Here is a 15,665-nt window from a genome sequence, read left to right as displayed (position 1 = left end):
TGTCAGGTAACTTGCGAAGGGATACGTTAAACTATAAGCATACCTAACGATAAGCTTCCAAAAGACCTTAATGCTGAAATAAATATCATTTGGAAGCCTATACTGCGTATAACTTTTAGAGAGTGAGGACAAGGCAATTGAAAAGTAAATCGAGAAAAGTAGCCATCGTCGGGGCCGGAATGGTGGGTTCAAGCTGTGCTTACTCCATGGTTAATCAGGCCATTTGCGACGAAATTATGATGATCGACCGCACCTATGATCGGGCTATGGCACAAGCACTTGATCTCTCGCACTGTATGGATTTCACAAGCACACGCACAAAGGTGTATGCCGGAACCTATAGCGATTGTGCAAAAATGGATGTCGTTATCTTAACCGCTGGTGCTAATCCAACAGCCGGGCAGACCCGACTTGACGTATTGGAAGCCTCTGCGGTTATTACTCGAGAAATCATTACCAACATCATGGCTGGGGGATTTGATGGAATATTCGTAGTCGCCGCTAATCCGGTCGATATTGTCACTTATATGGTCTGGAAAATATCAGGTCTGCCTCGCCACAGAATTATTGGTACCGGGACCTCCATTGACTCGTCGCGCCTAAAAACCCTGCTCTCCGATGTGTTCTCCATTGACCCGCGCAGTGTTAATGGCTACGCCTTAGGTGAACATGGCGAATCCCAATTTGTAGCTTGGTCCCATGTAACAATTGGCGGCAAGCCTATTCTGCAAATTTTAGATCAGCATCGCGAGCGGTTCCCGCATTTGGATCTGGAGGATATCTCCCGCAAGACAAAAGATGCCGGCTGGGAAATTTTCACCCGTAAAGGCTCCACACATTTCGGGATTGGCAGCGCACTTGCCTACATTACCCGTTCGATCCTGAATGATGAGCACAAAATTATCGCCGTATCGGCCATTCTGGATGGAGAGTACGGACATAGCGGTGTATGCACGGGCGTGCCCGCCATCATAGGCAACACTGGGATTCAAGAGCTGCTGGAGCTTAATTTAAATACAGAGGAAACCCAGAAATTGAACCACTCCTGCAACATTGTACGTGCAGGCATCGAGAGCCTACAGCTGGAAGACAGCGTTTAATTCGTAAAAAAATCGCTACTTTGGGAATGGGTGAGATCACCCGCCAGCTCCCAGAGAGCGATTTTTGTATTATTAGGAGATGAATCTCAGTTTATCTCCTACTTTTTAAACTTTTCGATTTCTTCTTTCAGCACAGACATCACTTCATTAAGTGATTCCGCGGAGGACACGACATCCTTCATAATCTCTGTCTGCTCCGCTGAAGCTAAGGAGACCGCCTGAGCATTCTCAGCAGATTCTTTAGCTATTCCGAGCATATCGGATATAGAAGCCGTTATTTCTTCCGTGCCGGCTGACATCTCTTCATTAATTGCTGACACATCCTGTATTTGCGACGATACTTCACGGATCGAAGAACGGATATGATCAAAGGAAACACCGACGTTTTGCATTTTCCCCATTCCATCGCCAATTTCCTCAATACTCTTCTTCATGGAATCCGCTGCACTTGTTGTTGAAGACTGAATGCCGCCGATTAGCTCCACTATACTAATGATGGAGCTGTTTGTCCGCTCTGCTAACTTCTTCACCTCATTCGCAACTACACCGAAGCCACGACCATGTTCTCCAGCTCTGGCAGCCTCAATAGAAGCATTCAAAGATAATAAGCTTGTCTGATTGGATATCTCAGAAATTACATCCACAATTTGTCCGATTTGTTCCGATTGCTCACTTAATTTCCCAATCATCTCGGCAGTCTGATTAGCTGTGGAACTGATAACAGCCATCTGTTGCAGTGTAGATTGAATTTCCAAATAGCCACTCTCTACTTCTGAGTTGACTGTCTCAGCCTGATCTGATACCGCTGCAGAGGACTCAGCAATACGTTGTAAACCTACAGCCATCTCTTCCGTTGCTCTTGCGGATTGCTCGGAGCCTCTAAATTGCTCTTCCATTCCTTGAGCTACTTCTTGGATAACTGTAGCAACCTCTGCTGAAGTATAGGACGAACGTTGAGCCGATTTCAGCATTCCTTCTGAGGAATAAGCAACCTCCACTACTGTTGTATCAATCTTGTTGACAATACCGGAGAGTGTCTCAATCATATCATTGATATTTTGACTCATCTCGCCGATCTCATCTCCGGACTGCACTTTAACCCTCTCATTCAGATGACCCTCTGCCACCTTTTTCATAGTCGAGGAAATAGCTTTAATGGGTCTAACGATAAGACGAGTAAGGTACAGTGAAACAAAAATTATGACAAGTATAACTGCCAGTAAGATGAACATTGCTGTTCTTTGTGCAGAGGTCACTTTGGCAAAAACCTCTTTCTCCGGCACTGTTACAAGAAGCTTTAGATCGGTATCTGGAATTGTCTTAAAGTATGTAATGACTTTCTTACCATCTTCGCCCTTATAAGTTTCAGACCCCTCTTTATTGCTTAAAATCTTGTCAACGACCTTCTGAAGAGCCGGCTCTTTAGCGAAATCGGTAATTTTTTTGCCCATACGACTGACGTCTGGATATGTATAATACATGCCATCATTTGAGATTACATATCCAAATCCGGTATCCGCCATAGTAATTTCATTACTCATTTGGGCAAGAACTTCAGGAGTAATTGAGAAGACAATACCTCCCATAAATTGCTTATCCTTATCCATGACAGGAACTACGATTGGAATGATATATTTATCAAGCTGCTCCAGATAGGACATTTCCCCCAACACAGGCGCATGTGTTTCTTTCGCTTTCAAGAAATAGCTCGCATCTGCTACATTTGCGGTCATGTTCATCATATTGGTTAACTGGCCGTCTTTACTAATGACACTGTAACCTTCTGTCTCACTGTCACTTTCCTCCAGCACTTCTATCACAGGGAAGATACTTGCCGGATTTGTAAAATCGAACTCAGGATGCTGGGACACCAGATCCTTTACGGACGAGGTTTTGTTGGATAGCCACTCATCCATCCGGAATGTGTTCGTATTAATGGTGTCCTGCGCCATTTGCTCACTGTCTGTGCGTGTGACATTGCCGAAATAATCAAGTAAAAATATGGTCGCTACCATGAGCGGCACGATTGCAATAGCTAATATAACAGATGACCACTTAAGTTGAATTGACGTCGCTTTTCTCTTCGTTACATTTTTTCTCATTTTTTTCATCTTGTTTCCTTTCATTTCATTTTCATTCACGATGAAATAGCCTCCTCACTCCATTTGTTATAATATCTCCTGATGTGGATATATCTTCTATATCGGCAAAAATAGACAAATTCTTTGCTGGAGAATAAAAAAAATAAGCCCTAAGACCCTTAAAACCGGAATCCTAAAGCTTACTTTTGTTGAAATCATTTATTTAATACACCAAAGATTCTTAACCCTCGTCTTGCACTTTTAAAGCTCGAATACTGTTCAGTACGGCAAGTACGGTTACCCCTACATCTGAGAATACAGCCTCCCACATCGTGGCAATCCCAAATGCACCGAGCAGAAGGAATATAGCTTTTACACCTAAAGCAAAAATAATATTTTGCCATACGATGGCTCGAGTACGCTTGGCAATTCCGATAGCTACAGCAATCTTCGAAGGCTCATCGGTCATAATTACAATATCTGCTGCTTCAATGGCAGCGTCGGAACCAAGTCCTCCCATAGCGATCCCGACATCGGCTCTAGCCAGTACAGGAGTATCATTAATTCCGTCTCCGACAAAAATAATCTTCTCGCGTGGAGACTTATCACGATCCAGCTTCTCGATGGCCTCTACCTTATGCTGTGGTAAAAGCTCTGCGTGTACCTCATCTACCCCTAACTGCTTCCCTACATCTTCAGCTACGGCGGAAGCATCACCTGTCAGCATCACCGTCTTGCGTATTCCCAGCTTTTTGAGGCGCTGAATGGCCTGCAGTGAGTCCTCCTTCACTTCATCAGCGATCACCAGATAACCTTCATATTGATGATCTACCGCTATGTGAACAACTGTACCGCTCTGCTCTGGGACCTCATAAGCAATTCCCTCACGCTCCATCAGACGTGCGTTACCTGCAAATACGGTCTTGCCTTCGATAGTTACTTCGATACCATGACCAGAGATTTCATTGTAATTCGAGATAGCTTCCTTAGAAATCTGTTCACCATAAGCCGTCCGAATCGACTCAGCGATCGGGTGATTGGAATGGCTCTCCGCATAAGCGGCTGTCCGCAGTAATTCATCCTTAGATTTGCCACCCGACGGATAAATTCCTGTCACCTTAAACTGTCCCTTGGTCAACGTTCCCGTTTTATCAAAGACAACTACCTTCACATCATTTAGGGCTTCCAGGTAGTTACTTCCCTTAATCAGAATACCGCTGCGTGAAGCTGCACCAATCCCTCCGAAGAATCCCAGTGGAATCGAGACCACAAGCGCACAAGGACAAGAGATTACGAGGAATACAAGTGCACGGTAAATCCAATCCGAAAAAGTTGCACCACTGATCAGCAGTGGAGGAACGACGGCCAGCAGGACTGCTGTGATCACTACTACAGGCGTGTAGGCACGTGCAAATTTAGTAATAAAGTTCTCGGTTTTAGCTTTGTTGCTTGATGCATTCTGCACTAGCTCCAGTATTTTGGATACGGCCGATTCTCCAAAGGTCTGAGTAACTTGCACAGTAATTACGCCGTTCCGGTTAATAAAACCACTTAACACCGCACTTCCTGGACCAGCTGATCGTGGTACCGACTCTCCAGTAAGTGCAGATGTGTCCATCATGGCGTTACCTTCAAGTATTGTTCCGTCAAGGGGTACCTTCTCACCGGGTTTAACAACAATCAAATCTCCGATGGCTACTTCCTCAGGTGAGACCTTCTTCAGATCATTTCCAAGCTTGAGATAGGCAAACTCGGGGCGAATATCCATAAGTGCCGTAATAGATCGGCGTGAACGATTCACAGCCAGACCTTGGAACAGTTCTCCAATCTGGTAAAACAGCATTACTGCCACGCCCTCTGGATACTCACCAATCGCAAATGCACCGATAGTTGCCAGAGCCATCAGGAAATTCTCATCAAACACCTGGCCACGGATGATGTTCTTAACCGCCTGCCAGACAACTTCACCACCCACGATAAGATAGGCTGCCAAAAAGATCAGCAATTCAACTACTCCATTCACGGGCAGGAATATCCCAGCTAGAGCCAGAATTCCACCAGCGCCTAACCGCAGCAATATTTTGCGTGTATCACCTTCCCCGTGCTCGTGAGTATGACCATGACCTTCAGCATCCTCATGACCATGATGATGTCCAGCAGCTTGATGGCCGTGCTCATGACCATGCTCGTGATCATGCGTATGTTCATGAGCGCCACTATTGCGCGCCTTGTGATTGCCCCCAACCTTCTCTTTCACATTTACGTGGGGCTCAAGTGCCTTCACCGTCTTCTTCGCTTCTACAATCGCTGACTCCTCATACCCTGCGGCAGTTTCCAACGTCATTGTTTTTGTTACAAAATTAACGGAACAAGACGATACACCTTCAATCTTCTTCACCTTATCTTCAATTTTCATCGCGCAATTGGCGCAATCCAAGCCTTCTAATTCCCACTGACGTTTTAATTTTCCTTGCATTGTATCCATACGGCACATCTCCTCAAATAAAAACCATATATGAGCACTTGTTCATATGTTATCTTAGCCCTATTATATTCCCTTTATATTTCAAGGTCAATACGCGATATACACCATTTTTCTACATTATCTTAAAAATTAAATCAATTGACCTTTACGTGAAAATATGTAAAATCATGTATGACCCAAAGTAAGTTTCTTACATACGAATGACCCCATTATCAATGAAGCTCGATGGGCAAATGATTTACACAGAAGGGATGAATTTAGAACATGTCAAAGCTAGCCAAAACGTCTTCTTTTTCACAGAAACACCCTATTTGGAGTGTAGTTATTATCGAAGTGTTATTACTTGTAGCCGTAACTGCCGCTGGGGCTTACGCAACAATTAAGGAACTTGCGTACACCGCCCCTGTACTTATCTCCTTCATCCCAATCGCGCTTGTACTCATCATCTACTTTACAGTTAAGCGCAAATGGAGCACGCTTGGCTTCCGACCTCTAAACACCATATCCTCGGGCAACTGGATCTATTATGCCCCGCTAGTAGTGGTCCTGATTACCATATCCTTTAAGGGATTTCGTGAGATCAGTGCATCTGAGGTACTGTTCTTTATCTTCTTCACCCTGCTGGTCGCTTTTGTGGAGGAAAGTATCTATCGCGGTTTGATTTTTAAGACCTTGCTTCCTAAAGGGGCTAAAACAGCAGTGATCACTTCAAGTATTCTTTTCTCTATTACCCACTTACTTAATGCATTATCCAGCACAGATATCACACAAATTCTTCTACAACTCGTATATGCGCTTCTGATCGGTTTTGCGCTAGCCTTGTTGATGCTAAACAATAATAATATTCTTCCGCTGATATCCTTTCACTTTATACATAATTTAATTCAGTTTGTGGGCAACGATAATACGAGTGAATACATGGGAATCGATCTATTTATCCTGCTAGTGCTTGCTGTGCAATGTGTCTGGCTAGTGTTGTCCTTTAGAAAACCAAACCTAACGAAGAACCTAAATCAAGCCAGCTAATAAGCTAAATCCTTACTTCGAAATACAAGGCTTCAGTGGATTTAAACGCATTGGTTAACCCCTATGCAGCCTGGTTTAATTGGGATGCTACTTAGTTTAGTTGAGATGCTAGTTAGTTAAGCTGAGATGCCACTTAGCTTCATTAGAGCAATATTTGTCGCAAACCACACAGCTAACGGACCCAATTGACACTAAAAGCAGTATTATCCCCGGTTTAGCATATTATCGGACCCCATAGGCGCTATTGGCATGAAAAAGAGCAAAATAAGACCTCTTTCTAAAGAATAACTGCACTGAGGTCCGCAACTCTGCTCAAAAAGCGATTATTGTGCAAATAACGTCAGCTGGGTCCGTAAGCCGTAGTGGATGGTTGGGACTCGTCGGCATAATAAAAAGAGGGACTCCCAAAAGCCATTCAATGGCTGCTGGAGTCCCTCTTTTTTTGCAACTAGCTATTCGTGTCGGACATGCTCGTGGGTCTGCAAAAAGATCTGCTCCACATGCGCATCGTTCAGCGAATAGAATACCGTTTTCCCCTCTTTACGCCGCTTCACGATCCGTAGATTCCGTAAATAACGGAGCTGATGGGATATCGCAGATTGGCCCATATCAAGGATCACGGACAAATCATGTACACATAATTCTTGCTGTGACAAAGCGTAAATGAGCCGCACTCGTGTTGGATCACCCAACGCTTTGAACATTTCTGCCATTTTATCAGTAATCCCACGGTCTGGCAGGATCAATGCAATGGATTCCGGTTCAAGCTCTGAACCCTTGCATGTATTGTCGCAGTCCTCTAATGCCGTTGGCTCCATGCTCTCGCCCTCCTCCATCTTAGCTAATTATATTCTTTAATTATAAGAAAAACAGCACGGGATGTCCATTGAGGAGGAGTTTATAGCCTCTGATTGTGAATTAGACTGCTTTACGATAAAAGGAGATTAGTCCTGCGGCAAAAAAGACAATCAAGCTTCCTCCCACTATCATCATCAGTGTCTCTAAAGGCAGATTAAAGGCACCAAATCCGTCATCACCATAATGACTCATGGCCAACAACGGCTGTACCCAAGGATAATAGGGGCCGTAGGTTGAAGAATTAGCGATCAGTATATTGGGAATGGTCAGACTCACATTCAGCGCCAGCGGTGCGCCAAAACTGCTCCAGCTTTGCGAGATCGCCAGCTGCAATGCGGCGAGAGGTAGACAGGCTACAAAGCCGCCAAATACTGATTTTAGCAGTAGAGCCCAAGGGATTGGATCTGGAGCCCCTTGGAACAAGCCCATTCCCAGCACCATAACGAGGAACGTTACTTGCACAGCAGCCAGCAATCCGATGATCATCACATATTTTGAGAGATACACCGACAACCGGGTTACAGGCAGAGACAACAATAGCTTCCAACCACCGTCATGATGCTCATAACGACAGATCAGGGCCGCAAAAATGCCTGAAAGCACAGGCAGAAACAGCAAAGCATGCATCATTGACATCACACTTAACAGCAGCTCCCAAGACATCTTCTCACCTTGATTATCCGATAACAATCCGGGAACCAGTGATAAAACCGGACTTCCTATGACTAAAAGCCAAACATATGATTTAGACATTTTTAATCGCTCTGAGGACAATACTCTCCAAAATGACATCATCTTAATCCACATCCTTTCGAGCGAAATGCACTGCACCCGGCAAAAACACCAGCATTCCCAGCAGCAGACCCGCACCGCTGAACAAAAGGCGATTAGAGGAGTCCCACGCCAAATATGGCCATGTTAAAGGCACCCACTCCGAAAGGAACATGGAGAAAAATGACGTCAAAGATAATGTGATCCCCAGGGCAACTGGCAGTGTCTGATTACGATTAGCCAGGGAAAGCCACAGCTGTAGCGCGATGACCGGCAGAGCCGCAATATAGGACATAAAGCCAATCCGCACTACATCCACATAAGGAATAAGATCCGCTTTGAAGCCCAAAATAAGCCCTAAAACAACTATCCCCACTGAGAGCAACAAGCAGGAAACTGCCACTAGCAGCAGACAGAGCATTAACTTAGCCATAAACACTGAGGTACGAGAGATAGGCAGTGCCAAGAGCTGCTTCCATGAACTCATCTGATGTTCGACATTTGCAATCAACGAGCATACTAAAGTGCCTCCCAGAAAAAGAGCTGTGGGCACAAACCCGGACACATTATCCAGAAGTCCTCCCCATAAATCCGCGCTATACTGCTGACGCAGATAATCATAACGAAGGCCAAAGTTAAGGCCCTGCATGGCTACTAGACCAATCGGTCCTAGAAACACTAGAAACCAAATTCCTTTGCCGCGGATTTTAAGCCAATCCGCTGACAACGCCCGCCACATCATGATTCCCCGCCTCCCACAACCTGTAGGAAGAAGTCCTCAAGCGATTGTCTCCGCTCCTCTACACGATAGACAGCGTGCCCATTCTCTACCAAAGCCTTGACTAGCAGCGCTACTCTTGCATCGTTCATTCTTGAAAAAATCAGTTTTTGCTCTTGTAGTGTCCCTTCATACCCCCGGCCTCCAGCGAGACGTAACGCAGACTCTGGTTCCGAAACCGCAAGGCGTATCTCGCCAGCAGCCTGTTGTTGCAGATTAGCTATTGTATCTTGGTATACCATTTGCCCTTGGCGAATAATACCCACGGTATCTGCCATTTGTTCAATTTCACTAAGCAGGTGACTGGATACTACAACCGTAATTCCTTGTTCCTGTGGCAAACGTTTGATAAGCCCACGAATTTCCTGAATCCCTGACGGGTCGAGTCCGTTCGTTGGCTCGTCCAGAATAAGCAGCTCTGGATTCCCTAGCAAGGCAGCTGCGATACCGAGTCTCTGCTTCATCCCGAGGGAGAACCCTTTGACCGGACGTCTCTCTTCCCCGGTTAGAGAAACAATATCTAGCACTTCAGCGATTCGTGACTTCGGAACATCCAGAATGCGGCGGATCGCTTCGAGATTGTCCACAGCACTCAGATGCCCATAATACGAGGGGGATTCGACAAGCGACCCTACCTTCCGTAAAATTTGCATCTTATTCTTCCGAAGATCCTGGCCGAACACTTCAATTTTTCCAGATGTCGGTGTAATTAGGCCAAGCAGCATACGGATTGTTGTAGTTTTGCCAGCTCCGTTAGGACCCAGAAAACCATAAATCTCTCCCTTACGGATATTTAAATTCAAATTTTCTACCGCAGCCCGGCCACGATATTTTTTCAATAAATCCTTAGTTTTAATCACTGTTTCTTCCATGTTCTTCACCTCGGTATACAGCATAACGTCCCAAGGTTAAGAACAAGGAAGTGCCAAGTTTAAGTTTTGTTTAAATTTCACGACGCGGATCAAAGATTACAATAGAAGTGCCTTTGCCTGTGCTCTCCACAACCCATTCCAGCTCCATATGCTTCATCAAAAGATCGACGATAGACAATCCCAAACCTGCCCCCTTGTAATCGGATGGACTCTGAATGCCTCGACCATGATCCGCAATAATTATGGCACGTTGTTCATTACGTTGCTCCGTTGAGATCCCGACATAATGCCCGCTGCTGGCATGTCGTACAATGTTTTGATACAAATTATCGAGAATACGGCGGAACCAGACCTCATCCACCCTCCAGAATAGCGGTTCGGCTTCCAGGTTAATATCAATATCGAAGCCCTCTTTTTCCCATACGGGGTACCAAGCAGCCGCACTTTCCCGTAACAAGCGTAAAACATCTTTACGTTCCAGCTTTAAGGTTACCCGTCCACTATTGAGCAGATTGTAAGATAAAAGATTCTCGATCAGGACGCTAAGATCCGCAATACGCTCATCCATAAGCTGTAAGGACTGCTTACCTTTTGAGGTCAGATCCTCTTTGGTCATAACATGGATATGGCTGCGAATGACGGTTAGGGGTGTGCGTAAATCGTGAGATAAATTCGAGACTAGACGCTTACGCAACTCTTCCTCTTCTATTTCCCTGCGTCGGCTTTCATCCAGTTTAGTTACCATCGTATTAAAAGCTTCCTCCAAGCGACCGATCTCGTCCAGTTTTCCTGTCACTATAGACTTAGGCATTCTATCCGGGCCTGTGATCGTCATCGCGGTTTGCAGTTGCAGCAGCCGTTTGCGAATTTTTCTAAAGAACATCCATGAAACCAGAGCGAACCCTCCAAAAAGGGTAAATAACACAAAGTTATACCAAGCCCAAGCCCCTAATCCCCCATAAGCCCCTTTGTTCAGCAGCTTGCTTGGAATTTGCATCACCATAAATCCCTTGTCTGCCTCCACTTTGTCCCCCACGAAAGCAACGATGGCTAAAGGATCACGATTCGTACTTTCTTTCATAAATGAAATAGCCTCAGCCGCAGTCCACTGATCAGGAACTTCAGGGTAAATCTTATCCTTATCCCCTTCTTCAGGCGTGAGAATCAACTGGGTTTTTCCCTGCCCGTCTACCCAAAACATAGTAGCCTCAGTGTATTTTCGACTCAATTCATGCAGCCGCTGATTTATGGCTTCCGAAGAGGCACTTTCTAAGTGAAGTGCCTCTTTATGCCACATAGTCTCCAGCGGTGCAATATTCGAATACAGGGATGTATCTACAGGCGAGGCACCTTTGGTCACTTCGTTAAGGATATTGTAGCCAACAAAAGACAACGGAAGGACCACAGGGATAAATAGCAGTGCAGATACGATAATTAGCAAATACCCTGATAACAAAGAGGAATTACGTTTCTTGCGAATGCGCTCTAATCCTCTCATGCTCTTACCCGGTAGCCGATCCCACGGACAGTTTCGATAATTTCCGGATTACCCGGATCAAGCTCCAGCTTTTCACGCAAATAACGAATATGTACCATTAGAGTTTTATCTCCTTCGATATAAGCCTCACCCCAAACGGCCTCGTAGATCTGCTCCTTCGTCATAATTTGGTTAAGATGACGCAGCAAATAGGAAAAAATCTGAAATTGCTTACCTGTAAGCATGATTTCTTCCTGAGTCTGAGCATTCATCACGCGGTTATCCCCTTCATATACGACTAGATGTTTAAGTGTGAGTGAATCCTGAACCGATGCCCCATTCCTTCGGAGCAGCACCTCGATTCGAGCGGCCAATTCATCCGGATGAAAGGGCTTGGTCAAATAATCATCTGCGAACTCCAAACCTTGCAGCTTATCATCAATCGAGGTCCGGGCGGAGAGCATCAAAATGGGCAGCTTAGGGTAAGAACGTTTCAAACGTTGCCCGATCGTAAACCCGTCCAGACCTGGTAGCATAACATCGAGAATAGCCAGTTGGCAGGCGCCGGCTTCTTCCATCGCTCCTTCGCCGCTCCGTAACCAGCGGACACTATATCCTCTTTCGCTTAAATCAGCAGACACTACACTGCCAATTTCACGATCATCTTCAATATATAACAGAGTAACGCTCATGTAGCTTTAGCTCCTCCCCGATATGAATACCTAAAAAGTTGAAGTCATTATAACACATCAAACAGCCCTCCTACCCCATATGGGATAGGAGGGCTGTTTGATCAATTCAACGCTATAGCTTACGGCTGCCATACTCCATGCTCTTTATTGCTGCCTACATACTCAATACGTGTTGGAGTAAGCTCCAGAATTACATAATTAGGATCATCAGGTCCTGTAAACCATGGCTCCAGCTCTTTATTCCATACCTTGGAGCGCAAGCCTTCATCCTTAGACACGGTAGCAGTTGCTTCAATCTCCAGCACATCTTTGCTTCCGCCTGCCTCATAGCCAAGCAGTACAAAAGCATTCGGATTATCGGATAACTCCTCCACTTTATGAGTTTTGCGATTTGTAGCCAAATAAATCTTCAAACCCTCATGGAAAATGGCCATATAACGTACTTTCGGCTTATTTCCTTCTTCGATCGTACCAAAGGAACCGAACTTGTTGTCATCCAATGCTTTAATAATGAGTTGCTCCAGTTGTTTGTTATCCATTACGTAAATCTCTCCCTTCAAGCATGTAAACAAAAGTTTATATATCCAAGCTCACCGTTTGGATTTATCATAACAATGGTGCTTATTATAATGTACCCTTCAGGTTCACATTGAATCCGACCTTACTTCATAAACTACTTCAAGATAAGGAGCTTACTTCGTGAAAAAACTGATTTGGATCGGCTGTCTTTCCTACTTCGTTATCGGTCTGGCACATGTTGTGCTGGGATCTATTCTGCCCGTTCTACTGCAACATTATGATCAAAATTATAGTGCTGGCGGTGAATTAATCTTTAGTCAATTCGCTGGTTTTTTAGCAGGCGTGTTGGTCTCTCCCCTGCTTAATCGCCGCTTCGGTAAACGTGGAGGCATCCTCATTGCCACCAGTCTTCTACTAGTTGCAGAAATTGCCTACGCCTTTCTACCGCCTTGGGGCTGGATGTATGTTATCGCTGTTGCCGCAGGTTTTGGTTTCGGGATGATCGAAGCTGTTATCGGCACCATTATTATTGGTGCTGTAACCGAAGGAACTGCTATTGCAATGAGCCGGCTTGAAGTGCTATTCGGGATAGGCGCACTCGTGATGCCGCTTATCGCCAGTCCGCTCATTGCTGCCGGAGCGTGGAGATTGGCCTTTCTAATCGTCGCTGCCTTCTCCTTAATTTCTCTTATCCTCTGGACAAGAGGGCATTTCGGTAATCTACAACGAATGCTGGATGAACGCGCCTCTGTCCAAGGAGCAGACAATTCGCAATCCTCAAGCTCACGTTCTAACAAAAAATTTCCGTATAAAGGTAAGCAATGGATTCTGTTAGGGATCTTCATCGTTTTCTTTTTTCTTTATGTAGGCACAGAGATGAGTTTAGTCAACTTTATGCCGGCTATCTTTATTGCCAAGCTAGGGATGACGGAGTCTGCCGCAGCACTGACAGTCACTTTCTTTTGGCTGGCGATGTCTACAGGAAGATTGTTTGCGGGTGTAATTGCCGAAAAAATATCTTACCGCGTGTACATTCTCAGCAGCTGTTTACTAACCTTGTTACTGCTGACACTCTTTCCGTTCACTGACAATCGAATGGCTGCTTTCATTGTAATCCTGCTTCTGGGGCTGTTTATGTCCGGTATTTTCTCCATTGCTTTAGTCTTCTCCAGCAAAATGCTGCCTGGCACCGAAGAGTCAACACCCAGCATTATGATTGCTTCCGGAGGTGTTGGCGGTGCTTTGCTACCTCTGTTTATGGGCTGGTCTATGGACCATTTAGAAGTGGCACAAACAGCCGGATTACTGGCCGCTTTTGCCGCCTTCTTGTTTCTGCTAAGCATTGCCGCATGGAGGTTCCAATCCATGCAAGCGGTGAAAGGAAAGAGTTCCCGTATTTAGAACAGTATCAACGTTATCCTTTTAGGGTAATGTGATCTATAAGCATATTCTGAGCACAAGGATGGACGATGAATGAATGAGTCTTCAACTGAGCCTTTGTTACATACTGCGCTCATGCAGTTTATATTTCCCTTTTCTATAAAAAAGGGCGATTCTAAGCAGCTTATCCAGCAATTACAGGACGACGGCTTCACACGTTTTTTTCTGGATAATAAAGAGCTTGAAGCTGCCTACTACGGAGATGGCTACTGTGTTTCCCATGAACGAATGGAGCGCACCTATTTACCGTTTGCTGCACATGTCCTTTTTCCACGCAGGAAGGATGCCGACTCGTTTCGCCGTTTTTCCAGAGTAAATAATCTCGACTGCATTCTGGAGATTCCGCAGCAATCTATATTTTTCAAAATTCTCTCGACGGATATATTCATATGTCCTTTTCAGCTTGGATTCGTGACGATACGTGTCCAACTGGAGGGGGATTCAATTCCCTTTAGTATTGCCCTAGAATTCGCGGATCGTTTCCGTGCGCTAGAGAATACCTTCATACAGGATGATTACACTTATATTCATTGCGGGGAACAGACCTATGAGATGGTAGAGGATTTTGTCTTCCGAAATTTGGTGGATGGACTGGAGCCATATCTGGATCAATCGGATATCAATGGGGCTTATTTCGAGACCCTTCCTTTTTTCGTAGATGAAAGAATGCAGGTGCAAGCTTTTTATGGCTTTCAGAATGAAGAAAGCTCTGATGAGATTAGTGTAAATCTGCGCTATCGTGCCTCACAGCTTGATGGAATTGATCTGAACGGAAAGCCCTATGCCAGTGCCAGCGATCCAGCATATATTGCGAACTATTGTCATGAACACTCCTATAATCGCTGGGGTCCAGACACGTATTATATGATGAATGAGCAGACCTTTTGCTGCATGACCCGCGCTGAACAGGAGATTGCTGTTAGTCTAGCCAACCAGATGTACGGGCAATATTATTACGGATTTTTACTCAATATTTTCCACAAAATCGTTCTGCTAAAGCTAGCCAATATGCACTCCCGACTTCGGATTAATCATGATTATGAGGAAATAGACAATCTAATCTACTCCATTAATAAGTTCTCGGCAAAGTTCTACTTCTTGGAGTTGATTTCCCAGTCGCAGGGCCGGGAGATATTTCTTCAGCTGCGTAAAGTATACGGAAACGACGCTTTGTTCGAGGAAGTGAAAGAAACTTTAAATGACCTGTTTCAGTATCAGGATAAGTTTCAATCCAAGCGACGGGATAATCTGCTGATGATTCTTACTGTATTTACGGTAGTAAGCGGGATTTACGGCATGAATCAGGTCATTGACGATCTGGATGGAAAGATTCAATGGAGTAAAATGATTGGTTATTCTCCCTTTGAATTTCTTGCCCTCTTCGTGATCATGAGCGGGATTCTGATCAGCGTTGTCCTCACGCTAGGGGCGCTGGTTAGTGAGCTTAAACGGCGTCACCGCAAAAAATATAAAGATCTAGACTAGCAAAAAAGAAACTACTGGATTGGAAAAATTCAGGAGTGCACTACTAGACATTCCGAGTACAGCCGTCTATAATACACCGTA

13 protein-coding genes are annotated in these 15,665 nt (G+C 44.9%); 4 read left to right on the top strand and 9 right to left on the bottom strand.

Going from position 1 to position 15,665, the window contains the following annotated elements:
- Nucleotides 1-137: 137 nt before the first annotated feature.
- Nucleotides 138-1,100, top strand: a complete 963-nt coding sequence (locus MHI32_RS02530; RefSeq protein WP_076124580.1) for an L-lactate dehydrogenase — start codon at nucleotides 138-140, stop codon at nucleotides 1,098-1,100.
- 98 nt (nucleotides 1,101-1,198) lie between these two features.
- Here MHI32_RS02530 and MHI32_RS02525 read toward each other — a convergent pair whose 3' ends face one another.
- Both MHI32_RS02525 and MHI32_RS02520 read right to left on the bottom strand, forming a co-directional pair.
- Nucleotides 1,199-3,241: a methyl-accepting chemotaxis protein gene (locus MHI32_RS02525; protein ID WP_340011842.1), complete on the bottom strand. Its 2,043-nt coding sequence runs from the start codon at nucleotides 3,239-3,241 to the stop codon at nucleotides 1,199-1,201.
- A gap of 181 nt (nucleotides 3,242-3,422) precedes the next feature.
- The gene (locus MHI32_RS02520) at nucleotides 3,423-5,666 is read right to left on the bottom strand and encodes a heavy metal translocating P-type ATPase (RefSeq protein WP_076307936.1); all 2,244 of its coding nucleotides are present in this window, start codon (nucleotides 5,664-5,666) and stop codon (nucleotides 3,423-3,425) included.
- Nucleotides 5,667-5,930: 264 nt separating this feature from the next.
- Here MHI32_RS02520 and MHI32_RS02515 point away from each other — a divergent pair, with 264 nt between their 5' ends.
- Nucleotides 5,931-6,692 (top strand): CPBP family intramembrane glutamic endopeptidase, encoded by a 762-nt coding sequence (locus MHI32_RS02515; RefSeq protein ID WP_340011841.1) that lies wholly within the window; start codon nucleotides 5,931-5,933, stop codon nucleotides 6,690-6,692.
- A gap of 452 nt (nucleotides 6,693-7,144) precedes the next feature.
- On the opposite strand, the gene MHI32_RS02510 is transcribed toward MHI32_RS02515, so the two are convergent.
- The 7 genes from MHI32_RS02510 to MHI32_RS02480 form a co-directional block, all read right to left on the bottom strand.
- On the bottom strand, nucleotides 7,145-7,510 hold the full coding sequence (locus MHI32_RS02510; protein WP_036682656.1) for a metalloregulator ArsR/SmtB family transcription factor: 366 nt from the start codon (nucleotides 7,508-7,510) through the stop codon (nucleotides 7,145-7,147).
- Nucleotides 7,511-7,610: 100 nt separating this feature from the next.
- Entirely contained in the window at nucleotides 7,611-8,345 is a 735-nt protein-coding gene (locus MHI32_RS02505; RefSeq protein ID WP_076307937.1) for an ABC transporter permease, read from the bottom strand.
- Nucleotide 8,346: 1 nt separating this feature from the next.
- The gene (locus MHI32_RS02500) at nucleotides 8,347-9,063 is read right to left on the bottom strand and encodes an ABC transporter permease (RefSeq protein ID WP_076124588.1); all 717 of its coding nucleotides are present in this window, start codon (nucleotides 9,061-9,063) and stop codon (nucleotides 8,347-8,349) included.
- Complete coding sequence (locus tag MHI32_RS02495; protein ID WP_076307938.1) at nucleotides 9,060-9,971, bottom strand: ABC transporter ATP-binding protein; 912 nt, start codon at nucleotides 9,969-9,971, stop codon at nucleotides 9,060-9,062. The genes MHI32_RS02500 and MHI32_RS02495 overlap by 4 nt, the downstream gene beginning before the upstream one ends.
- A gap of 70 nt (nucleotides 9,972-10,041) precedes the next feature.
- Nucleotides 10,042-11,469, bottom strand: coding sequence for a HAMP domain-containing sensor histidine kinase (locus MHI32_RS02490; RefSeq protein WP_076304327.1), 1,428 nt, complete (start codon nucleotides 11,467-11,469; stop codon nucleotides 10,042-10,044).
- The gene (locus tag MHI32_RS02485; RefSeq protein ID WP_038568445.1) at nucleotides 11,466-12,140 is read right to left on the bottom strand and encodes a response regulator transcription factor; all 675 of its coding nucleotides are present in this window, start codon (nucleotides 12,138-12,140) and stop codon (nucleotides 11,466-11,468) included. The genes MHI32_RS02490 and MHI32_RS02485 overlap by 4 nt, the downstream gene beginning before the upstream one ends.
- Nucleotides 12,141-12,259: 119 nt before the next feature.
- Nucleotides 12,260-12,679, bottom strand: coding sequence for a pyridoxamine 5'-phosphate oxidase family protein (locus MHI32_RS02480; protein WP_036682665.1), 420 nt, complete (start codon nucleotides 12,677-12,679; stop codon nucleotides 12,260-12,262).
- A 160-nt stretch (nucleotides 12,680-12,839) separates the two neighbouring features.
- Here MHI32_RS02480 and MHI32_RS02475 point away from each other — a divergent pair, with 160 nt between their 5' ends.
- Both MHI32_RS02475 and MHI32_RS02470 read left to right on the top strand, forming a co-directional pair.
- The gene (locus MHI32_RS02475; protein WP_076192749.1) at nucleotides 12,840-14,060 is read left to right on the top strand and encodes an MFS transporter; all 1,221 of its coding nucleotides are present in this window, start codon (nucleotides 12,840-12,842) and stop codon (nucleotides 14,058-14,060) included.
- Between the two features lie 72 nt (nucleotides 14,061-14,132).
- Nucleotides 14,133-15,584 carry a hypothetical protein gene (locus MHI32_RS02470; protein WP_052096734.1) on the top strand — a complete coding sequence of 484 codons (1,452 nt, stop codon included), beginning with the start codon at nucleotides 14,133-14,135 and terminating at the stop codon, nucleotides 15,582-15,584.
- Nucleotides 15,585-15,665 lie beyond the last annotated feature (81 nt).

The sequence above is a fragment of the Paenibacillus sp. FSL H7-0690 genome (assembly GCF_037980415.1).
In the GTDB taxonomy this organism is placed as follows: domain Bacteria; phylum Bacillota; class Bacilli; order Paenibacillales; family Paenibacillaceae; genus Paenibacillus_AQ; species Paenibacillus_AQ odorifer.
Note: the sequence above shows the minus strand (reverse complement) of the source record. Positions and strands in the feature narration are given on the sequence as shown.

Coding starts and splice junctions, on each gene's coding strand:
- MHI32_RS02520 (WP_076307936.1), bottom strand. CDS start 5,666: ATGGATACAATGCAAGGAAAATTAAAACGTCAGTGGGAATTAGAAGGC.
- MHI32_RS02515 (WP_340011841.1), top strand. CDS start 5,931: ATGTCAAAGCTAGCCAAAACGTCTTCTTTTTCACAGAAACACCCTATT.
- MHI32_RS02510 (WP_036682656.1), bottom strand. CDS start 7,510: ATGGAGCCAACGGCATTAGAGGACTGCGACAATACATGCAAGGGTTCA.
- MHI32_RS02505 (WP_076307937.1), bottom strand. CDS start 8,345: ATGATGTCATTTTGGAGAGTATTGTCCTCAGAGCGATTAAAAATGTCT.
- MHI32_RS02500 (WP_076124588.1), bottom strand. CDS start 9,063: ATGATGTGGCGGGCGTTGTCAGCGGATTGGCTTAAAATCCGCGGCAAA.
- MHI32_RS02495 (WP_076307938.1), bottom strand. CDS start 9,971: ATGGAAGAAACAGTGATTAAAACTAAGGATTTATTGAAAAAATATCGT.
- MHI32_RS02490 (WP_076304327.1), bottom strand. CDS start 11,469: ATGAGAGGATTAGAGCGCATTCGCAAGAAACGTAATTCCTCTTTGTTA.
- MHI32_RS02485 (WP_038568445.1), bottom strand. CDS start 12,140: ATGAGCGTTACTCTGTTATATATTGAAGATGATCGTGAAATTGGCAGT.
- MHI32_RS02480 (WP_036682665.1), bottom strand. CDS start 12,679: ATGGATAACAAACAACTGGAGCAACTCATTATTAAAGCATTGGATGAC.
- MHI32_RS02470 (WP_052096734.1), top strand. CDS start 14,133: ATGAATGAGTCTTCAACTGAGCCTTTGTTACATACTGCGCTCATGCAG.